Here is a 19,949-nt window from a genome sequence, read left to right on the forward strand (position 1 = left end):
CGACGCCGTCTTGCCCTATTTCAGCGTATGCGTGAGCGTGATCTCTGCATTCAGCACCTTGGAGATCGGGCAATTCTTCTCCGCGTCGGCCGCGATCGAGGCGAATTGATCGGGGTCGATTCCCGGCACTGATGCGGTCAGCGTCAGATCCGACCGCGTGACCTTGAAGCCGGCGCCGTCCTGCTCCAGCTTGACCGCCGCCTTGGTCTCCAGCGTACCTTCGGTATAGCCCGCGCCCGCCAGGCCGAACGACAGGGCCATGGTGAAGCAGCTCGCATGCGCCGCCGCGATCAGCTCTTCCGGGTTGGTGCCCTTCTCGTCACCGAAGCGCGTGTTGAAGCTGTACGGCGTATCGGCGAGCACGCCCGACTCGGAAGAAACATGGCCTTTCCCGGTCTTGCCGAATCCCTCGTAGCGGGCGGAAGCGTTGCGCGTCGTCATGGCTGATCCTTTCGCATGGTGGTGACCGGCCCTGCCTAATCGGTTCGGCGCATCCTGCCACTCCCCATTCACTTAGCACTTCCTATATTACGGACATCCTATCGGGAGCTGCACGATGACCAGCATTTCTACCCGTTTATTCGCCGGTGCGGCCGGGCTGGCGCTGGGCGCCGCCCTGATCTTCGGCACCGCCGGCGTTGCCGCCGAAACCGCCGTGCGCGCGCCTGCCGCGCTCGTCAGCGTTCCCAATAGCGGCACGACCGAGACCGCGGTTTTCGCCGGCGGCTGCTTCTGGGGCGTGCAGGGCGTGTTCCAGCATGTGAAAGGCGTGAAGAGCGCGGTGTCCGGCTTCACCGGCGGAGCAGGCGACACGGCCCATTACGAACGCGTATCGGATGGCGATACCGGCCATGCCGAATCAGTCCGCGTCACCTTCGATCCGCGCGTCGTCAGCTATGCCGATTTGCTGCGCATCTATTTTTCGGTGATCACCGATCCCACGATGCTGAACGCGCAGGGGCCGGATCGCGGCACCCAATATCGCTCCGCCCTGTTCCCGACCAGCGAGGCGCAGCGCAAGGTCGCCGCCGCCTATCTCGCCCAATTGCGCAAGGCGAATTTGTGGAACAAGCCGATCGTCACCCGGCTGGAACGCGCCCAGGCCTTCTATCCGGCCGAACGCTACCATCAGGATTATCTGACGCTCCATCCCGACTCGGGCTACATCCGCGTCAACGATGCCCCCAAGGTCGCAGCGCTGAAGAAACTCTACCCCCAATATTGGCGCGATAAACCGGTTCTCGTGACAGGCTGACCTACTCTCTCCTCCCCGAGCTCGCTCGGGGAGGGGGACCGCGCCGCAGGCGTGGTGGAGGGGATTTTCGAACAAGTGCCCCACCACCATCGCTGCGCGACGGTCCCCCTCCCCGTGCCGGGGAGGAGAGGAAGGTTATGCCGCCAGCGGGAACCTCAACAGCCGGTTCTCCACCGCGATCAATGCCTGCGCGCTCCGCCCGACGATCTTCGTGATCACGGGATCGTCCGCATCCATCCCCCCGGTCAGCGCGCCGAAGGCAGGCAGGATCAGCTTGGTCCCGCTCGCGACGAAGCAGCGCCGAGCGACGTTGCGTCCGCGCAGGCTCAGCCGCAGCTTGGGATGGAAATGACCGGACAATTCGGGGCGATGCTCGCGCGGATCGGCTTCGTGCCGCAGCACCAGCCCGTCCACCATCGCTTCCTCCACCACGTCACCACCGCAATGATCGGCCAGCACCGCATCATGATTGCCCGTGATCCACGTCCAGCGCGTGGCGCCGGTCAGCGCGATCAGCCGCGCGCGCGCGTCCGCCGGCAGCCGCTCGCACCCTTCCTTGTCGTGGAAACTGTCGCCCAGGCACCAGATCTCGCGCGCCTGGGTCGTCGCGACCAGCTTGGCGAGCTCGCTCAAGGTCGCGATGGAATCATAGGGCGGCAGCATCTGCCCGCCACGCGCATACCAGCTCGCCTTTTCCAGATGCAGGTCCGCCACCAGCAAGGCTTCCCGCGCCGGCCAATATAGCGCACCGGCGGGCAAGGCGGCCAATTCGACGCCGCAGAACGAAAAGCGAACCATGGCCCGCTATAAGCGCGCAGCAAGGGCCGGCGCAACCGCGTGCAACGGCCGCAAGGCGCGGGAAAAAGGGCTTTTCGGCCACAGCTTCCCTTTTTGCCCCTCAAGGTCTAAGGCGACGCGCCTTTTGACACTTCGCACATTGAGGACTTCGCTTGGCGAAAGAAGAATTACTGGAAATGCGCGGGCAGGTGGTGGAGCTTCTCCCCAACGCCATGTTCCGCGTGAAGCTGGAAAATGATCACGAGATTCTGGGCCACACCGCCGGCAAGATGCGCAAGAACCGCATCCGCGTGCTGGTGGGCGATGAGGTGCTGGTCGAACTGACGCCTTATGATCTGACCAAGGGCCGCATCACCTATCGCTTCAAGTGACGGCGCGCCGCGTCCGGCGGGTCGAACCGTGAACCGCTTATGCGCCTGATCCTTGCTTCCGCCTCGGCCCGGCGACTCGATCTGCTGGCGCGGATCGGGGTGGAGGTCGCCGCGGTCGATCCGGCCGAGATCGACGAATCCCCGCTGAAGGCCGAACGGCCGGTCGATTATGCCCGCCGCATTGCCGCCGCCAAGGCCGCCGCTGTCGCGCCGCGTCATGCCGGTGCGGTCGTGCTCGCCGCCGATACGGTGGTCGCGGCGGGGCGCCGCATCCTTCCCAAGGCGGACAATGCGGGGGAAGTTGCCGCCTGCCTGAAGCTGCTCGCCGGCCGCCGCCATCGCGTGCTGAGCGCGGTCACCGTGGTCGATGCCGATGGCGTCGCGCGCCACCGCCTCTCCACCACCATCGTCACCTTCGCCCCGCTCTCCGCCGCCACGATCCAGGCCTATGCCGACAGCGGCGAAGGCATTGGCAAGGCCGGCGGCTATGCCGTGCAGGGCCAGGCGGAGGCGTTCGTCCGCTTCCTCGCCGGCAGCCATTCCGGGGTGGTCGGCCTGCCGCTGTTCGAAACCCGTGCCTTGTTGATCACCGCCGGGATCCCCCTTGGCTGAATGGCTCTATGAGGCCGGCATCGGGGAAAACCGGGCCGCGCTGATCGAGGGCGGCCGTATCGTCGAAATGGCGGTGGAACGCGACGACGATCCCGGCCCCCGCGTTGGCGCCATTCTGCCCGGCCGGCTGATCCGCAAGGCGGACGCCAGCGGCCGCGGCCAGGTCGCGCTGGCCGACGGCACAATCGTCCAGCTCACCCCTATGCCGCCCGCCTTGACCGAAGGCGCCGCCCTCATGGTGGAGATCGTCCGCGCGCCGATCCCGGAAGGCGCGCTGCTGAAACCCGCCCGCGCCCGCCTCGCCGCCCCGGACGCGCCGTCCGGCCCCGGTCCGGACCTGCTGGCCCGGATCGGCGCCGGGGGCCTCGCCGTCCGCCGTACCGGCCGGGAGGCGACGCTGGACGAGCATGGCTGGTCCGATGCGATCGAACAGGCGGCAAGCGGCCTTGTCGCCACGCCGGATCTGTTGCTCCGCATCTCGCTCACCCCCGCCATGACCCTGATCGATGTCGACGGCGGCGGCAGCGCGGCCGATCTCGCCGTCGCCGGCGCGCGGGCGGCGGCGCGCGCGATCCGCCTGTTCGACATCAGCGGATCGATCGGGATCGATCTGCCGACACTGGGCGCGAAGGCGGATCGCCAGGTCGCCGCCGCCGCGCTCGACGCGATCCTGCCCCAGCCGTTCGAACGCACCGCGGTCAATGGCTTCGGCTTCCTGCAGATCGTCCGCCGCCGAACCCGCGCCTCGATCCTCGATCGGATCGCCGCCGATCCCGTCGCCGCCGCCGCGCTAAACCTGATCCGCCGAGCGGGCCGTGCCTCCGGCCATGGCGCGCTGACGCTTCATGCACATCCCAAGGTGATCGCCCGCATCGCCGCGCGCGCCGACTGGATCGATGCGCTCGCCCGCGCGATCGGCGCGCCCGTCACCTTGCGGGACGATGGCGCGCTCGCCATATCGGCGGGACATGCCAGCCGCACCACGCCTTGATCGTTCCGCCTGCCCCTATTGCGGCAACCCCGCCACCGCGGCGCACACGCCTTTCTGCAGCCAGGGCTGCCGCGATCGCGATCTGATCCAGTGGCTTTCGGACGGATATCGCATCCCCGGCCCCCCTGTTGACGACGATGAACAGGATTCCATGCGCAACGGGCTGGACAGCGAGCGCTAGCCACCTCTATAGGCGCGCCTCCCAACGCTTCCGTGCCCAGGTAGCTCAGTTGGTAGAGCACGTGACTGAAAATCACGGTGTCGGCGGTTCGATCCCGTCCCTGGGCACCATTTCCGTCCAAGCCACGCTTGGCTTTTTTGGGCTCCAGCTCGTCATCCAACGCCAGTCAACAGCCGACCGGGTCGGACCGGTGGCATCCGATACGAACGGCAGGTAAAGGCCGGCGATGGATTTCGATGACCTGCTCGTCCGCTTTTTCGGTACCGCCGCGATCGACACGCTTGCGCCCGAGCGGCTCGCCCAGGGCGCCGACCTCGTCCGCCTCCAGTTCGGGCTCGCGCGCGATCCGGAAGCCCGCTTCGAACTATGGTGTCTGATGTATCTGCTCGGCATCGCCCCCGATCCCGACGACGCCTTCCAGGACGAGGATGACCGCGCCGCCGCCCGTGACTTCATGGACGAGGCGGATCAGGCGATCGGCGACGAATGATGGCGCTGCGGGGCTGACACCCACGGACCCCGCGGCACGTCCTGCCATCGGTGAACGGGAACGCCGTCTGCAACGACAAATGTAACGCAGTGACGGCGCCCGATATGCCTTTGTAACGGCCACGGCAGAAACGTCCCGCCCTGAACTGCGCGCCTGGAGCAGCGCTTTGCGCTTCGGGCCGGGCGAATGGGGACGTGCCGTGGACATAACTGACAATCGCCGTCACCGGCGTCCGGCGGCGCCTCCGGGCCCGCACCATGACGTCCCGACGTTGATGGCGCTCGGCTGCATCGCCTATTTCGTCACCGTCATGGGCCACGAGATACTGGGCCATGGCGTGGCCATGTATCTCAGCGGCATCCATGGGTTCGCGCTGACCTCGACCTCGATCGACGCTTTGGCTTCGGAGCCCCGCATTCCGGATGCTAGCGCGGCCGGGCGCCTCATCTCCATGGCCGGGTCGGCATTCAACGTGCTGTTCTCTCTTTTCCTCTTTCGGGTCGTGTCACGGGCAGGGCAAGCTACGGGATCGCCGGCGCTGCATTTCGGCATGCGCCTGCTGGCTACGGTCACTCTGTCGCTCGGGCTCGTCTATTTGCTCTTCTCGGGGATTTTTGGGGTGGGCGATTGGGCGGCGGCGATCGTCGGCCTGCCGGCCACCGGGCTGTTGCGGTCGATCGAAATTGGGGTGGGTCTTGCCGGCCTCTATTGCGCCGCGCGGATGATGGCCGGCTGGCTCCCTGCCTATCGGGGCAATCGCCAGGTCCTGGTCTGGGCGCCCTATCTCGCCGCGATCGTCGCATTTTCTGTGATCGGCGCCCGCGTGCCCGATCCCAATCTTATCGTGACTTCCGTGCTGCCCGCACCGATCCTGGGGCAAATGGCGCTGGTCCTGGCCCCCTTGTTGGTGCCCCGCGCAGCAGGCCGGCCCAGCCCTGCGCCATACGGGCCGATTGCCCGCAGCTGGCCCGCGATCAGCCTTGCCGGCCTCTGCCTGGTCGCGGCCTGGTTCCTCGCACCGGGTGTCGCGATTCGCCTGTGACGACAGAGCCTTTCCTGCACCGCCTATTATTCGGCGCCGCGACGAATCGCCTCGCTCGACCTGCTCCGCGGCTTTGCGCTCCTCGGCATCCTCGTCCTCGATAGCGAGACGTTTAGCGACCCCATGCCGGTCCATGACGCCCCTATCGGCACCTGTTCGAACGATGCGACTTCGCGGCACCGGCGTTGCGCCGCTGGTCCTTCCTCCCCTAGGAAGCGCAGGTCTTCCCCGGTGCGATCGTAACGCAGCCCGCGAACAAAGCGGTTCGCCGTCGCGCGTTGGGCCGATCGACTCCATGTTTCGGGACGCCGCACCTTATCGGTGCGGCACGCTCGCCATCGTCATTGGAACGGTCGCCGCCAGCAGCATCACAGAGAATACCATCGTCCCGAACAGGGCCATACCTGGCATATCGGAATTGGGGTGCGCCGCCGCGTCAATATGCGCCCGTACGAGGCCGAAGGTGATCGTGAGTGCGGGCACGAAAAAAGCGGTGACGAACCGCGCCACCACAAGGTTGCGCATCGCGATGCGTCGCCCCAGCAGGCGCCCCACGATCCAGGTCATCACCGCCGCCGCGATCAGCGCGCCAACGATAATGATCAACCCATCCGGTTCGTCGGACATGATGCCCTTGTCCATTTGCGGCCTGTGAGACCGCGCGGCCCCGCTCCCATAATGCATCACCATCGGCCCATGGCAAAGCCGCATCGACGTTTCACGGCAGGGAGGCGCCATGCCCTCCGTTCGCGCTCAGCTTGCGAAGAGGCCGGTGTCGCCACCGGCCTCCGTGCCCTCACACCAATTCAGCGAGCGATGCCGCGTCGAAGCCGCGCAGCGATTCGCTGTCGCCCTGGCGCACTTTGTTCACCCAGTCCGGGTCGCTGATCAGGGCGCGGCCGACCGCGACCAGATCGAACTCGTCGCGCTCCATCCGCTCGACCAGCTGGTCCAGGCCCACCGTGGTGGAACTTTCCCCACTGAAGGCCGCCATGAAGTCGCCCGACAGGCCGACCGATCCGACGCTAATCGTCTTGGCGCCGGTCAGCTTCTTGGCCCAGCCGGCGAAGTTCAGGCCGGTTTCGCCATCGATCTCCGGAAATTCCGGTTCCCAGAAGCGGCGCTGCGAACAATGCAGCACGTCCACGCCCGCATCGACCAACGGCTGCAGCCAATCGGTCATCTCGGTCGGCGTCGTCGCCAGTCGTGCCGTATATTCCTGCTGTTTCCACTGGCTCACGCGCAGGATGATCGGGAAATCGGGGCCGACAGCCGCCCGGATCGCGGCAACCACTTCGGCCGCGAAGCGCGAACGCTCCCCGATCGTGGCGCCGCCATAGCGATCGCTGCGCAGGTTCGTGCCCGCCCAGAAGAACTGATCGATCAGATAGCCGTGCGCGCCATGGATCTCGATCGTGTCGAAGCCCAGCCGCTTGGCCTCGCCTGCGGCCTTGGCGAAGGCGGCGATCGTGTCGGCGATGTCGGTATCGCTCATCGCTTTGCCGCGCGCGACACCGGGCGCATCCAGACCGGACGGGCTCTCGAGCGGCGTACCCGGGTCCCACTCGGTCAGAAAGCTCTTCACCGCGCCGGTGTGCCACAATTGCGGGCCCATCTTGCCGCCGCCCGCATGCACGGCGTCGATCACGCCTTGCCAGCCTGCCAGCGCCGCCTCGCCGTGGAAGAAGGGGATGCCCGGGTCGTTGCGCGATGCCGGCCGATCGATCACCGTCCCTTCGGACAGGATGAGCCCCACGCCGCCTTCGGCCCGCCGGCGATAATAAGCCGCATTCGCCGCGCCCGGTACGCCGCCCGGCGCGAAGCTGCGCGTCATCGGCGCCATCACGATACGATTGGGCAGCTCCATTGCGCCGATACGCAGCGGACGAAACAAAACATCGGATGCAGTCATGGATACGAAACCTCTCTTGTGGATCGGCGCTCTAAGTATACATGAGATACCAAGCTTCAAGAACGCACCTGGGGTCGCCTAGGGATATGCAAGGAAACCACATGCCCCATTGCGAGCAATTTTCGGTCAACTGCCCCAGCCGGCTGCTGTTCGATCAGATCGCCGACAAATGGTCGATGATGGTGCTGACCGTGCTGGATGCGGGGCCGATGCGCTTCAACGGCATCAAGCGCCAGCTGGAGGGCGTCACCCAGAAAGCGCTCACCCAGTGCCTGCGGCGGCTGGAGCGCAACGGCCTGCTCTCGCGCCGCGTCATCGTGACGTCGCCGATCGGCGTGGAATATGAGATCACCGCGCTCGGCCGATCGCTGCAGCCCCCATTCAAGGCGCTCTATGCCTGGACCAAGGATCATCTCGACGCGGTGGAGGACGCCCGCCAGGCGTTCGACGGCCGCATCGCGGCGGATATGGTCGCCTAGCGGTTCCTGTCAGGAAGCCGGTGCGGCGGGCGCCGCGCACACGACATGGGCCGATATCGCCTGCCAACGCCATTGTAGGGGCAAATGAATCCACCGGTCTCCTTCGGCATGGAGACCATGTCGCGGTGATGGCCTCCGTTTCGCCCAGAAGAAATACGCGGTATCTGGGGGCGACGTCCGCCCGGATCACCCGCCGGCGGTGGGATCCTTGCCGTCCAGTCCTTTCGGCAGCGTGTCGGGATCGGGGGAGACGTTCCAGATCAGGCTCGCCACCCACCAGCGTGTACCGTCGAACATTAACTGGGCGACATTGGCCGTCTGGTACCGGGTGGTCTTGCCGCCGTCGGTCACTTCCACGTCATGTGTGTAGAACACGCTGGCGATATTATCGAAGCGCGACACGCGCATGGCGATGATCTTTTCCTCCAGCCCGATCCGGTTGCGCGCTTCCTGATTCTCGCCGATCCACGCGGTCACCGATTTATACATGATATGCGGCGACCCGGTCTTGGTCTCCTGCCCCGCGGCCCCGACCTTGCCGTTGTCCAGGAACAGCGAACGGAAGCGGCCAAAGTCGAAATGCGGGGTGGCAGGCCCGGATATCGATCGATGGACCGCGCGAACAATGGCCTCGGGCGACGCGACGTCTGCCGGTGCGGCCACAGGCAAGGTCGCCGCCGGCTTGGGGGCGTCGGCGCTCTCCGTCGATCGGGTTTGGCTGTCGGCCGCATGCGCTAGCGCCACGACGGCAAGCACCATCAATCCAACCCGCATCCACCTACTCCGAAGCTCGCCGTCCGGCGAAAAACTCGGCCTGCACCGCAGCGCATTACAGAAGAATGCCCTCGCACCGCTCTTCGGTGACAACTGAAAGCAAAGCGCCGGCGAAGGGCCGCCATCGGCGCAAGCGGGCATCGACGAACCGCTCGCCAATCCGAGCCGCTCCTCCCCGCCGCAACGCGCGGACGGGAAGATCGTCAGAGGTCGATCGCACCCGCGCTGATCTTGCGGTCCCGTGCCTCCAGCTCGGATTCGTCGGCGGGGAACAGCATCGCCATGCCGGTGGTGGCGGCTTTCTCCTGTACCGTCTCTACGAAGGGGCGCAGCCCGGCTTCATAGTCGCGAAAGGCCGCGCCATGGTCGTCCGGGTGGCGCCGCAGCGCGTAAGCCAAACGGCCCGCGCCGATCAGCGCCATCGATCCGCCGAAGCCCGCCACGGGGGAGACGCAATAGCCTGCGTCCCCTACCAGCGCGACCCGGCCGGTCGACCATGATGCCATCCGGATCTGGCTCGCCCGATCGAAATAGAAGTCATCCTCCGCATCGACATGCGCCAGCATCTCCGGCACCTTCCAGCCCAGCCCGTCAAAATGCTGGTGGATCAGGCGGCGCTGCTGCGCCTTGTCGCGATAATCATAGTCGATCTGCGTCGCGGACCGGAAGGCGAGCGCGATGTCGGTGCGGTCGTCATAGCCGTTCAGCATCGCCGTCCGGCCCGGAACGCTGAAGATCTGGGATCGGTTCGCTGGCAGCAGGCCGGTCTCCGCAACCACCCGCAAATAGAAATAGCCACCCATATAAAAGACGCTGGCTTCCCCATCGCCGAACGCCAGCGCCCTTGTGTTGGAACGGCTACCGTCGCACCCGAACAGCAAGGCATAGTCGCCAGCCGTGCCGTCGCTGAAGGTGACGGACACGCCTTCCGGGCCATTGACGAGATCCACGATCGAGCATCCGAACCGCCATTCGACGGCGCCGTCGACCGCGGCGAACAGGATATCGAGCAAATCGTCGCGGTGTATCTCATAGCGGCCCGTTGCCGGTTCATCGGCGCTCGATGCCGTCGGCAATCCGCCGAGCGTCCGGTCGGCTTCATCCTTGAACTCAAAGTCGCGTGGCGGCAGCGCCTTGGCCCGTACCGCATCGATCATCCCCATGCGGGTCAGGACCTGGATCGTTTCTCCCTCTATATCCACCGGGGTGCCACCCCGGCGCAGACCGGCGGCGGTCTCCACCACCGTCACGCGATAGCCTAGCTGCGTCATCCAGAAGGCCGTCGCCAGGCCCGCGAAACTCGCGCCGCTGATCAGAACGGCGGGCCGGTCGGACGGCAATGGCGGGGAAACAGAGGTTGACTGCGGCATCGTGGAGACCTCAACTTCAGGCAGGCGAATATTAGACTCGATCCATAAATATACTGAGTATATAAATCAATATGTCCGAGCCGATTGTCGAGCGACGAACCCGCAAGCGGTTGCAGACCCGCCAGGCCATCTCGGACGTGGCGACACGCCTCTTCTTCGAACGAGGCTTCGATCAGGTTACAATCGATGAGATCGCCGCCGCCGCCGATGTCGGGCGGATGACCGTGTTCAACCATTTCCCCCGCAAGGAAGACATGTTCTTCGATCGGGACGGCGAGGTGCGCGACCTTGCCTTCGCTGCCATCCGCGACCGCGATGCCGGAACCTCGCCAGTGCAGGCGCTGCGCACCTTGGCCTATCGGCTCATCGAGGATCCGGACCCGCCCTTTCCGCTGTTCTGCGACACCGAATTGTTCGTGGAGACGGCGCTCGCCAGCGAGAGCCTCAAGGCGCGCGCGCGCCAGATGCGCGACGATTTCGTGCGCGCCCTCGCCATCACCCTCGCCGAAAGCGCCGACTGCCGGCAGGATGATCCGAACGCCCACCTGGCCGCAAACCTGATCGCCGCGACGTGGACCGTGGCCTTTCTGCAGGCCCACCAGGCGTTCACCCACACGAAGGATGCCGCCGCGGCCAACCGCACCTTCCTCGCGCTGATCGATCGCGGCACGGCTGGGGTCGAGGCGGCGCTTGCCGATACGCCTTACGTTTGAACACGGCCGTTCGCACGCCCGCCGAGCGGTGGTTTGGCAATCCCGCAGGTGGCGCGGGCCTGATGGCGTGGCCGGTCGAGATCATAATTGAAGGCTTTTGGCAAAGCGCCATTCACGCCGCCTATCGAAGATGGGGCTTGCTCGGCGGCGCTGTCGCGCTGCTCTCGCCGTTCATCACTTTTGGACCGCTCCCCTGGTGGGAAACTCAACGGTGACCATCTTCGCGGCTTGTATTGGAGCACCTGAGGCCTGCGATGCACCGTGTTATAGTGGGCAATCTATCCCTGGAGGGCGGCAGCCGTTAAGTCGCCGTTGGTTCTCGTCTTCAGCAGCGTCGCTTAGCGCTATTCTAAGTCTACGTGCGCACGGGCAACTTTCGCAAAGACGCCATGGGAACGCGCCCGGTGAACGTTTGTTATTGATAATGATCTAGCATCCGATCGTTCCATGGCGATCCGGTGTATTAGACGTTGTCTGAAAAATGTATGTTCTGTGTGTCTTCTTATAACAGGGCTTGGAGGGCTTTCACTGATGCAGAACGTCTACAAGATATTTATCGGCGGCGGAGGAGACGATTGGATATCGCACATCGTAGAAAGCTATTACGAAGCATATTTGCAGCTTAATCCGCAGTATCATTGTCAATATTTTAGCTGGACTGACAACATAGCTGCGCCTGAATATGTAAGAAAAATCCCCGATGACGCGCATGTTACTATTGTAGGCCACAGCTACGGCGGCGATCTGGCGTTTCATTCGCTTACGACGCGTCCAATAAATGTTCTTATCACGATTGATCCTGTCTCGTACATACGGCTTCCGTGGTCATTCGTAAGGTCGATGACGTCTATATGGCTAAACGTCAGATCCGAACCATCCTGGAAGAATTTCACTCGGGATGACATCATCGCGACGATTGGTCATCGCTACCCACGTCCTCCCAGCCCGGGCCAGCCAAACGCGCCGAATTATTCTATAATCGCGGACATGACACACAGCCACTTCTCGCAGATGATGCGCATTCCCGTCCGCGGAGTAAGCGGGGTTTCTCTTTTGGGGGGTAGGCATGTCTCTTGATCGGACGCGGCGGCCTCGCCTTTTATGGGTGCTGGCGATCTCGATCGCTGTCTTCGCCACCATCTGGCTGATCTCACCTTGGCTGTACCTAGGCGGCCTGCGCGTGGAAAATGCCCGCCTCACCGACGCTCCCAGCGCCGATCCTGGGCCTCTGGCCGGCCTGGCCTCTAAGCGAGTCGTTGTCTCCTTCACGACCGCGCAGGATCTGCAAGCATATCGCAAGAAATGGCGCCTGCCGTTCATTCAAGCGGGCATCACTGCGTGTAACGACCGGAGCCTAGGTACCAATGATGCTGTGGTGACGCAGGCTGGAGGCTATCTTGCCGATCAGGGACGCGTTCGACCGCTTGGTCACACCCCCGGTAGCGCACCCGACCGCTATACCTATCAAGTTACCTTCAACAATGTGCTGGTCAGCACGGGCGATAATCACGAAGGTAGGCTGGTTCCTGCCTCTACGGTGCCGGGCGGCCTCTGCTTCAGGCTGCATGGCGCAACCTTGTTCTCAGGTAGCGTGCGGTCGGCCCGCATTCCGCTCACGCTTCAAGGCGGCTGATATCGCCTGGAAATCACCGTCAGGCCTTACGGCCTCAGCCTCTTCCTAGTTCTAGCGGCGGTCGTTCATGCAAGCGCCTTTACTCATGCCAAGCGGAACAGGCCGGCGATAATTCCAGCCAGATCAAGCCGTAAGGCAGATCGGTAGTATGGTCCATCGGTCATAGCGCCCGCTGTTTAGAACGCTTAATAGAAGGGAACGAGCAGCAGAGGAAAGCTCAAGGCAGAGACAATTACGCAGCCCCAATAGCTGGCGATCTGTGCCTTTTATCGCTTCATGCGAATATGGACTGATCCTTACCCACGATGCGACTTTCGAAGCGCTCATGCACATCTGAAGCTGGTCCGAAATACAAGATTTATGATCGAGGGTACGGCTCTGAGCGGCGCCGAAGAGTATGCCGCGCAAATCAGCGGTTAATTGCATGTGATACATCTGCGGGAGGCGATTATTTCAGACCGGGAAGTTGTTGCTCCCGCAAATGGATACATCGTGCCGGATCGCCCGGTTCATCGTTTTCTAAAACTCTCCAGCAATTTGCCACGGCCGCATTTGGCGGAATTTTATTGGGCGGCGCGCCTATTCCACGCTCGAATATCATACGCAACTGCTGTTGTGCCGGGCCCCGAGAGTCGCTTTTACCGCTGGCAGCCTGCTCAAGCATGCGCAGACCTTGGACTATCGTCTCAGCCGGGTGTCGCGCGCCGGGGCGATCATATGCGCCGACCACTAGGCGGCCGATATGAAATGCCTGCACATCGGTCGGTTCGTCGGACTGACGTACCGCCGCCACGGCCGCGGCATAATTGCCTCCACCGGGCTCATTGATGGCATCCAGTACTGCCCGATTGACCTCCGAGCCTGCCTCGAGGCGCGATATGAAGAATCCAAAGACAATCAGCGCCAGCAATAGCGTCAGGAAGATATAGAGTGTAAGTCGCTGGCTCACAACGGAGCCGGGCTCGGCAACGGAGCCGGGATCGGCACGGCATCGCCATATTGGGTCATGTCATAAGGCAGGCCTGGGACCGAGCCGCCGTTGCTGAGAATGTAGTAATCCTCAACGATCTGTCCGGCCTGCTCAATGCCGTAATCACTCAAACCCTTGCCTCTTACTAACTTATAATCGTAGGTGCGGTCTCTGGCGCGCCGGTACCAAACATACTTCCCCAATATGTACCACTGATATAAGTGCGTCGATTCATGCATGAAGACGGCCCTGAGTTTCAGGGGAACGGTCGGATCGCTATAATCCTCCTTATAGTGAGGATTTGGAATATAAATATTTCCGTTCGGCGCCATTTCGCGATCAAAGTGAAAAGGCCAACAAAAATTATGTGAAAATACTCTGGCGTGCCCAAAACCAGTTGTGGTGCCAAACATGAAATCGATCATGTTAAGCTCACCTCGAGTGAGTCGGCGGCCAAAGAAGCCTGCGCTCGTCATGAGATATAATGTGTACCTCCATGCGTCACGAAATAAGGCGATTCAGCACAGGTTCCGGTTTGGCAATAGCTTTAAGTCCGTCTTTCATAAGCCAAACATCCGCCATGCTTTGTGGTTCCCGGTGCCACACGTTCGGATGCCCCGCACTCCTAGATTGATCGATTGAGCCTCTCGTCCAAGTGTGGGACTGTTTGCCTATATTGTGCGGCGGATCGGCTAACGAATAGCCAGTTCAACCGGAAAGGTCAGTCAGGCAACTAGGTTGCGGCCTGGGCCGTACCCCGACACTTTGCCCGCTTGCTTCACGGTATTTTCCCCTAAGGATCGCTGCCGGCCGACGCGTCAGCGTCAATCCTGATGCAAATAAGACTTAAGACGCTGCTACAAGCAATCCGTCCCTGATCCATTGCCCAAGATAGGTGCCTGCCATCATGACACCCGCGCTTGGTCCATGGGCCTCTACCAGCGCATCGCATAACGCAGCGAAGGTCACTCCCGATCGCGCCAGCAGCAACGCATGATGCTCGCCCGCGTCCAACGGGCGGAGACGCGCAACATAATCTTGCCGCCACACCAGCAACGCCGCCACGCCCGCACATGCCCCAGCGGCCGGCGGCATCGCGCCTGTGGCCAGTGCGGACCAGATGGCATGCGCATTGGTCGTCGCTGTACGCAGGTCGATCGTCGGGATGAACTGCAGCTTGGCCATCTCCCAGTCGATCGCAGCGGCAGCGCGCGCGTCGATCGGGTCGGCATCCGGCCCGACAAAGGCCTCCGCCAAGGCCCATTCCAGCCCGGCCAGCTCGGCGATGTCCGGATCGTGCGGATAGATCGCCGCCAACGTATCAGGGAAGTCGCGCCCATAGACGTCCAGCGTCCAACTGCTCGGCGGTACGCGCTGAATATGGCGGATCATCGCCGCCTCGAACGCAGCCCCGCCGATCCATTCGCGCGTGCGCGGGAAGCTGTCCGCCAGGCAGGCGGTTAGCGACGCGCGGTAATTATTCTGATGGATACGCATGCCGTCCGCTGCGCCGGCAGCATCGCCCTCGCGCAGCCATCCGCCGAAGTCGCGCTGAAGCGTCAGCAGGCTCACGCGGCCAGCCATTCGGCGTCGCGCGCAATTTTGCGGGCGATGGCGAGCTCGGCCAGCAGCGCGTGCAGCGGGGGAATGGCATCGTCCCGTTCGATCATGGTCGCGACCGATCCCAGTCGCGGCAGGACATAGGCGTACAGGTCCCACACCGCCGGTGGCACCGGCTGATCATGCGTATCGATCAGCATTGCTTCGCCGCGGGAATGACCGGCCAGATGGATTTGGCGCACACGATCCGTCGGAATGCCGTCAAGATAGCGGCGCGCGTCGAACCCATGGTTGGTCGCGCTGACGAACACATTGTTCACATCCAGCAGCAGGCCGCATCCGGTGCGCGCGCACACGGCGTCGATGAATTCCCATTCGGTCATGTCGCCCGGCAAGGCCACATAGCGCGACGGATTTTCGATCAGCAAAGTGCGACCGAGCGCATCTTGCGCCCGCGCCACATTCCGGCACACGATCGCCAGCGCTTCCTCGCTATACGGTAACGGCAGAAGATCGTGCGCACAGAAGTCGCCGGTGCGCGACCAGCTTAGGTGGTCGGATACGAAGAGAGGGTCGATATCGTCGATCAGCGCGCGCAGGCGGGCGAGGTAGAGCGGATCGAGGCCGTCGGCCGATCCGATCGACATCGATACGCCATGCAGGGCCACCGGATAGCGCGCCCGGATGTCGCGCAGGATCTTCCGCGGCTGCCCGCCCTCCACCATGAAATTCTCGGAAATGACCTCGAGAAAGTCGACAGCGACGCGGTGCTCCAGGAATTCGGCATAATGCGGCTTGCGCAGGCCTAGGCCGAAACCGGCACGGGTGGGACCGGACATGGCGATGCTCCAACAAGCAAAAGGATGCGCCCGGTCGCGTCCTGCACGACCGGGCGCGGGAGGTGGTTACTTCGCCGTCAGGCTGCCGCCGGCGGCGGTGCAGGCCTTGGCCGACATTTCCTTGAAGCCCTGACCCTTGCAGGCGTTCATCCCCTTGCAATCGCTATGCGCCGTCTTGCAGTCCGATGTGCCCTTGCAGCTGTTGACGCCGTAGCAATGCACCGCGGCCCCGCCTGCATGCTTGGCGAAGGCGGGTGCGGTCGGGGCGGCGCTGGCGATCGCGATGAGCGCGGCGGACGTGGCGAACGAAATTCCGGTGCGGGTGCTGATCATGAAAGGTCTCCGATGAGGGGATATGCCGGGGTGGCATTGCCCCTACGTCCGGTCCGTCCTGCCGGTTACAGCCTACCAGCGTAGAGCACGGGGGCCGATGATCGCCCCCAGTGCCGCTGCCAGCCCGATCCCCAGGCTGTACCAGGTCAGCACGAAGATCGCCGACGCTTCGGGGCAATGGAGACAATAGATGCTTGCGGCGCAGGCGCCCGCCGCCAGCCCGGCGGTTGCTCCGGCCGCGCGCAGTCGCGTCGGTGCCAATCGCCGGAAGGACCAGAGCAGACCCAGGAAGATCGGAAGGCTCAAGCCCAGGACCAACCATGGGCACACCATCCAGCTCTGTCCGAGCCACAGCGCCATCCAGAGTTCGGAGGGGGTGGTCGCAAGCTCGCCCACGCCAATCCCGGCCAGCAGCAGCACCGGCACACACAGCAGCCATAGCCAGGGTAACGGCAATATTTCGGGTTGCGCCAACCGCGCCGTGGCCGCGATGGCGAGGATGCTCAGCGAAATGGCGTAGGTCCATTTCATCCAGAAGGCGAAACCCCGCATCGCCTCGAACAGGTCGAGCCGCACACCCAATGTCGCGGCGACAAGCAGCAGGGAGATGAGCCCACCGCCGATCATGCCTGCCCCAATTCGGCAGCCCAAGGCATATCGGCGGACCGGCCGCACATCGCTGCTGAGCGACTGGATCAGGTCTTCGGTATTCATGACTCTCTGCCTCGGATCCGGGCCGCAAGCGCCTTCATGCCGCGATGGACCGAAACCTTGACGTCGGATTGGCCGATCTGCGCCGCTTCTGCCGCCTCTGCGACGCTCAGCCCATTGATATGCATGTCGCGGATCGCCCTGGCCTGTTTGGGATGGATCTCGGCAAGCAGTGTCGCGACGTCCATCCGCGCCGAACATGAATCTTCAAACCCTTCCGACACCAGAATATCGTCCAGATCCTCCGCCGGCACGGTTATGCGCTGGCGCCGGAAATGATCGATCATGCGATAGCGGGCGATCGCATAGAGCCAGGCGACGAACGGTCGCTCCCGATCATAGCTTGCCCGACGCATATGTACGGAGATCAGCGTCTCCTGCACGAGGTCTTCGATGTCGTCGCGCGCGCTCCCCATGCGGCGGCGATAATAGCTGCGGAGCAGCGGAACGAGCGCGCGCAACAGCGCGGCATGGGCGGCGCCGTCGCCTTCCAATCCGCCGGTCATCCACGCCCTAAGTTGTTCCTCGCTCTGCTGCATCCACGCTCCTGAGCGGGTCGTACGGTGCGATGGCCGATTCGGTTACAACATCGCCAAAAAACATCTCTCGGTCGCCGCTGTAACCACCCGGGTTGCTGCGGCGTAAGGTCGATGTGATCCGGTCCTGAGCCTCCGCGGGTCACGGCGCAGTGAAGTCGTCAAGCCTGTGCGCCGAGGCTCAATCTTCGGAGTAGATCATGATCAAGACCAATGCGGCGCTTGCTGCAACCGTCGCACTCGCCTTCGCGGCAACCGCGTCCCACGGCCAGGCCAAGCCGCCGATGGAGAAATGCTACGGCGTGTCGCTGGCGGGCAAGAATGATTGCAAGGCAGGGGCGGGCACGAGCTGCGCCGGCACGTCCACCACAAATTATCAGGGCAATGCCTGGAAGCTCGTCAAGGCGGGAACCTGCACGTCGATCAAGACACCCAAGGGCAACGGATCGCTCGCGCCCAAGGCCTGATTTCCCGCTGCTGCGTCCGCCCCACGGCGGGCGCAGCAGGCTCATTGCGGAGCATGCATCGTGGCTTCTCTTCTCCATCTTTACCGCCACGCGGCGGATGCTTTCGCGCGCCTGATCCCGGACGCCGCGTTGCTGCTGCTGGCACGCCTCGGCATCGCCGTCGTGTTCTTCTTGTCCGGGCGCACCAAGGTCGAAGGCGTGCTGACCATCACGGATTCGGCCTATGAGCTGTTCCGCACCGAATATGCGCTGCCGCTGATAAGCCCTGTGTTCGCGGCGCATCTGGCGACCTATTCGGAACATCTGTTCCCAATCCTGCTGGTGCTCGGCCTCTTCACCCGCCTCGCCGCGGCTGCGCTATTGGGAATGACCGCGGTGATAGAAATCTTCGTCTATCCCGATGCATGGCCGACCCATCTGAGCTGGGCGGCCCTGCTGCTCCTCCTGCTCGCACGCGGGGGCGGCCGCTGGTCCCTGGATCACCTCCTCGGTCGGGGCGCCGCCCGGCGTCCTTCTTGAGCGGCCGTTCGTGCGTTACGACCTCGGGCTATTCGGTCCGTCGTAACAGGTCGGCAAGGTCCTGTTTCCAGAAGCGGGCGGCGGTGTGGGTGCCGTGGCCGCGCGTGTCGGCGCTCTCGGGGATGAGCCGAAAGCGCGCATCCTTCATGCGGGCGACCGCCCGTTGCGGGTAATCCAGATTGCGCGGATTGATGAAGTCGTCGGCAGAATTAACCCACATGGTGGGCGCGGTGATCGCCTCCAGCCGAGACCAGGGTGCGTAGTTCCGCGACGCATCGAGCTGATAGATTAGGTCGTTGGCGTCCGTTCCCGCAATTGAAGCCGCGACGCGCTCCCGGGCAAACGCCTCCGCCGTAGCGCGTGTGGGATATTGTGCCTGAAAATAGAGCGGCGCCCCACCCGCGACGAACAGCAGGCTGGCCGCGGTGCGCAGGCCCTGCACGGGCGGCGTACGATATTCGCCTTTCTCCCACGCCGGATCGGCCTCGATGCCGTCGATCGCCAATTGGCGCCACATGCGGTTCAGGCCGGCGATCTCGATCGGCTCGCAGGCGAGCGGCATCAGCGCGCGGGCGAAGTTCGGATGCGTTTCGCCCCAGACCAGGCTGTGCATGCAGCCCATCGACGTGCCCATGATCAGCCGCATGCGCTGTATGCCCAGGCCGTCCCGGAGCAGCCGGTACTGCGCCTCGACCATGTCGTCATAATCATAGTGGGGGAATCGCATGTGCAGACCGTCGGACGGCTTGGACGACTTGCCGTGGCCGATCCCGTCGGGAAGGATGATCCAGTAGCGCCTGATGTCGAGAGGCTGGCCGGGGCCGTACAGCGCATCCGCGAACTGCGGCGCGAGGAACTGCCGCCCGGTGCCGCCTGTGCCGTGCAGCACCATCACCGCATTGTCGATGTCGCCCTGCGCATTGCGGTGCGGTTGTCCCAGCATCGTATAGTTGATGCGCAGCTCCGGCAGCGTCTCGCCGGAGCCGAAGCGGAAGTGGGGGATCGTGAACTGCGCATCGCGCGCCGGCCATTTGGACGCGGCCGGGGCCGTCTTGGCGGCGGGAGTCAACGGTGGGGTCTGGGTGGCTGCAGCCTGAAGGAGCAGGAGCGAGAGCAAGAGCGACATGGGCCATCGTTGCGCCTCGGCGGGCGGCAAGCAAGCGCTATCGCGCCGCGATGACAACTGTCCGACGAACGGTATCCCAAGGCAAAGCCGATGGCTCAAGCGCGCACGTCACAGGCCCCAATCCTCCCCTGGCCGGCAGACAACAAAAGCCCTCTCCCTTGAGGGAGAGGGTTGGGTGAGGGTGGCCTGACGTCGAGGTAGAGCAACCTGGGAGGAACTTCGCATAGGTTGATGCTTTCCCGCCTTGCAGGGGATCGTACGCGGGGA

Annotated in this window: 26 protein-coding genes and 1 tRNA gene; 13 read left to right on the top strand and 14 right to left on the bottom strand. The window is 63.8% G+C overall.

From position 1 onward, the window contains the following. Positions 1-15: 15 nt before the first annotated feature. Complete coding sequence (locus tag ACSBM8_RS01570) at positions 16-441, bottom strand: OsmC family protein (RefSeq protein ID WP_442679926.1); 426 nt, start codon at positions 439-441, stop codon at positions 16-18. Positions 442-556: 115 nt separating this feature from the next. Here ACSBM8_RS01570 and msrA point away from each other — a divergent pair, with 115 nt between their 5' ends. Next, positions 557-1,255, top strand: a complete 699-nt coding sequence (gene msrA, locus ACSBM8_RS01575) for a peptide-methionine (S)-S-oxide reductase MsrA (RefSeq protein WP_442679927.1) — start codon at positions 557-559, stop codon at positions 1,253-1,255. Between the two features lie 135 nt (positions 1,256-1,390). On the opposite strand, the gene pdeM is transcribed toward msrA, so the two are convergent. After that, on the bottom strand, positions 1,391-2,053 hold the full coding sequence (gene pdeM / locus ACSBM8_RS01580) for a ligase-associated DNA damage response endonuclease PdeM (protein ID WP_442679928.1): 663 nt from the start codon (positions 2,051-2,053) through the stop codon (positions 1,391-1,393). A 152-nt stretch (positions 2,054-2,205) separates the two neighbouring features. Between pdeM and infA the strand changes: the two genes are divergently transcribed. The 7 genes from infA (at position 2,206) to ACSBM8_RS01615 (ending at position 5,740) form a co-directional block, all read left to right on the top strand. Then, on the top strand, positions 2,206-2,424 hold the full coding sequence (infA, locus tag ACSBM8_RS01585; RefSeq protein ID WP_010162480.1) for a translation initiation factor IF-1: 219 nt from the start codon (positions 2,206-2,208) through the stop codon (positions 2,422-2,424). 39 nt (positions 2,425-2,463) lie between these two features. Continuing rightward, a complete protein-coding gene (locus tag ACSBM8_RS01590; RefSeq protein WP_442679929.1) occupies positions 2,464-3,036 on the top strand; it encodes a Maf family protein in 573 nt (190 codons plus the stop codon). After that, positions 3,029-4,027: a ribonuclease gene (locus tag ACSBM8_RS01595; protein ID WP_442679930.1), complete on the top strand. Its 999-nt coding sequence runs from the start codon at positions 3,029-3,031 to the stop codon at positions 4,025-4,027. The genes ACSBM8_RS01590 and ACSBM8_RS01595 overlap by 8 nt, the downstream gene beginning before the upstream one ends. Continuing rightward, entirely contained in the window at positions 4,005-4,208 is a 204-nt protein-coding gene (locus tag ACSBM8_RS01600; protein ID WP_442679931.1) for a DNA gyrase inhibitor YacG, read from the top strand. Before ACSBM8_RS01595 ends, ACSBM8_RS01600 begins: the two co-directional genes overlap by 23 nt. Positions 4,209-4,242: 34 nt before the next feature. Further along, positions 4,243-4,318: transfer RNA gene (locus ACSBM8_RS01605), tRNA-Phe, on the top strand. A gap of 116 nt (positions 4,319-4,434) precedes the next feature. Further along, positions 4,435-4,698 carry a hypothetical protein gene (locus tag ACSBM8_RS01610; protein WP_442679932.1) on the top strand — a complete coding sequence of 88 codons (264 nt, stop codon included), beginning with the start codon at positions 4,435-4,437 and terminating at the stop codon, positions 4,696-4,698. Positions 4,699-4,897: 199 nt separating this feature from the next. Next, positions 4,898-5,740, top strand: a complete 843-nt coding sequence (locus ACSBM8_RS01615) for a hypothetical protein (RefSeq protein ID WP_442679933.1) — start codon at positions 4,898-4,900, stop codon at positions 5,738-5,740. 315 nt (positions 5,741-6,055) lie between these two features. Here the strand turns inward: ACSBM8_RS01615 and ACSBM8_RS01620 are convergent, their stop codons facing one another. Beyond that, positions 6,056-6,367 (bottom strand): hypothetical protein, encoded by a 312-nt coding sequence (locus ACSBM8_RS01620; RefSeq protein ID WP_442679934.1) that lies wholly within the window; start codon positions 6,365-6,367, stop codon positions 6,056-6,058. A gap of 169 nt (positions 6,368-6,536) precedes the next feature. Further along, entirely contained in the window at positions 6,537-7,652 is a 1,116-nt protein-coding gene (locus tag ACSBM8_RS01625) for an NADH:flavin oxidoreductase (protein ID WP_442679935.1), read from the bottom strand. Between the two features lie 101 nt (positions 7,653-7,753). Here ACSBM8_RS01625 and ACSBM8_RS01630 point away from each other — a divergent pair, with 101 nt between their 5' ends. Next, a complete protein-coding gene (locus ACSBM8_RS01630) occupies positions 7,754-8,131 on the top strand; it encodes a winged helix-turn-helix transcriptional regulator (RefSeq protein WP_442679936.1) in 378 nt (125 codons plus the stop codon). A gap of 186 nt (positions 8,132-8,317) precedes the next feature. Here the strand turns inward: ACSBM8_RS01630 and ACSBM8_RS01635 are convergent, their stop codons facing one another. Together ACSBM8_RS01635 and ACSBM8_RS01640 are read right to left on the bottom strand one after the other, a co-directional pair. Then, a complete protein-coding gene (locus ACSBM8_RS01635; protein WP_442679937.1) occupies positions 8,318-8,905 on the bottom strand; it encodes a hypothetical protein in 588 nt (195 codons plus the stop codon). 203 nt (positions 8,906-9,108) lie between these two features. Then, positions 9,109-10,275, bottom strand: coding sequence for an FAD-dependent monooxygenase (locus ACSBM8_RS01640; protein ID WP_442679938.1), 1,167 nt, complete (start codon positions 10,273-10,275; stop codon positions 9,109-9,111). 71 nt (positions 10,276-10,346) lie between these two features. Here ACSBM8_RS01640 and ACSBM8_RS01645 point away from each other — a divergent pair, with 71 nt between their 5' ends. Both ACSBM8_RS01645 and ACSBM8_RS01650 read left to right on the top strand, forming a co-directional pair. Then, positions 10,347-10,988 (top strand): TetR/AcrR family transcriptional regulator, encoded by a 642-nt coding sequence (locus tag ACSBM8_RS01645; protein ID WP_442679939.1) that lies wholly within the window; start codon positions 10,347-10,349, stop codon positions 10,986-10,988. A gap of 1,066 nt (positions 10,989-12,054) precedes the next feature. Then, positions 12,055-12,621: a hypothetical protein gene (locus ACSBM8_RS01650; RefSeq protein WP_442679940.1), complete on the top strand. Its 567-nt coding sequence runs from the start codon at positions 12,055-12,057 to the stop codon at positions 12,619-12,621. Positions 12,622-13,069: 448 nt separating this feature from the next. Here the strand turns inward: ACSBM8_RS01650 and ACSBM8_RS01655 are convergent, their stop codons facing one another. From ACSBM8_RS01655 to ACSBM8_RS01685, 7 genes are all read right to left on the bottom strand, one after another. Further along, positions 13,070-13,570, bottom strand: a complete 501-nt coding sequence (locus ACSBM8_RS01655) for a hypothetical protein (protein WP_442679941.1) — start codon at positions 13,568-13,570, stop codon at positions 13,070-13,072. Next, complete coding sequence (locus ACSBM8_RS01660; RefSeq protein ID WP_442679942.1) at positions 13,567-14,016, bottom strand: hypothetical protein; 450 nt, start codon at positions 14,014-14,016, stop codon at positions 13,567-13,569. The genes ACSBM8_RS01655 and ACSBM8_RS01660 overlap by 4 nt, the downstream gene beginning before the upstream one ends. Before the next feature lie 421 nt (positions 14,017-14,437). Then, positions 14,438-15,163: an HvfC/BufC family peptide modification chaperone gene (locus ACSBM8_RS01665; protein ID WP_442679943.1), complete on the bottom strand. Its 726-nt coding sequence runs from the start codon at positions 15,161-15,163 to the stop codon at positions 14,438-14,440. Beyond that, positions 15,160-15,990 carry an MNIO family bufferin maturase gene (gene bufB / locus ACSBM8_RS01670; RefSeq protein ID WP_442679944.1) on the bottom strand — a complete coding sequence of 277 codons (831 nt, stop codon included), beginning with the start codon at positions 15,988-15,990 and terminating at the stop codon, positions 15,160-15,162. Before bufB ends, ACSBM8_RS01665 begins: the two co-directional genes overlap by 4 nt. A gap of 66 nt (positions 15,991-16,056) precedes the next feature. Beyond that, entirely contained in the window at positions 16,057-16,323 is a 267-nt protein-coding gene (gene bufA2, locus ACSBM8_RS01675; protein ID WP_442679945.1) for a BufA2 family periplasmic bufferin-type metallophore, read from the bottom strand. Between the two features lie 72 nt (positions 16,324-16,395). After that, entirely contained in the window at positions 16,396-17,037 is a 642-nt protein-coding gene (locus tag ACSBM8_RS01680) for a DUF1109 domain-containing protein (RefSeq protein ID WP_442679946.1), read from the bottom strand. Continuing rightward, entirely contained in the window at positions 17,034-17,573 is a 540-nt protein-coding gene (locus ACSBM8_RS01685; protein ID WP_442679947.1) for a sigma-70 family RNA polymerase sigma factor, read from the bottom strand. Before ACSBM8_RS01685 ends, ACSBM8_RS01680 begins: the two co-directional genes overlap by 4 nt. A gap of 197 nt (positions 17,574-17,770) precedes the next feature. On the opposite strand from ACSBM8_RS01685, the gene ACSBM8_RS01690 reads away from it, so the two are divergent. Then, positions 17,771-18,037 (top strand): BufA1 family periplasmic bufferin-type metallophore, encoded by a 267-nt coding sequence (locus tag ACSBM8_RS01690; protein WP_442679948.1) that lies wholly within the window; start codon positions 17,771-17,773, stop codon positions 18,035-18,037. Between the two features lie 60 nt (positions 18,038-18,097). Then, positions 18,098-18,556, top strand: coding sequence for a DoxX family protein (locus ACSBM8_RS01695; protein WP_442679949.1), 459 nt, complete (start codon positions 18,098-18,100; stop codon positions 18,554-18,556). Between the two features lie 28 nt (positions 18,557-18,584). Here the strand turns inward: ACSBM8_RS01695 and ACSBM8_RS01700 are convergent, their stop codons facing one another. After that, a complete protein-coding gene (locus ACSBM8_RS01700; protein WP_442679950.1) occupies positions 18,585-19,682 on the bottom strand; it encodes an alpha/beta fold hydrolase in 1,098 nt (365 codons plus the stop codon). Positions 19,683-19,949: the final 267 nt, after the last annotated feature.

Origin of the sequence: Sphingomonas sp. ASY06-1R, from assembly GCF_052180265.1 — a bacterium.
Lineage (GTDB): Bacteria > Pseudomonadota > Alphaproteobacteria > Sphingomonadales > Sphingomonadaceae > Sphingomonas_I.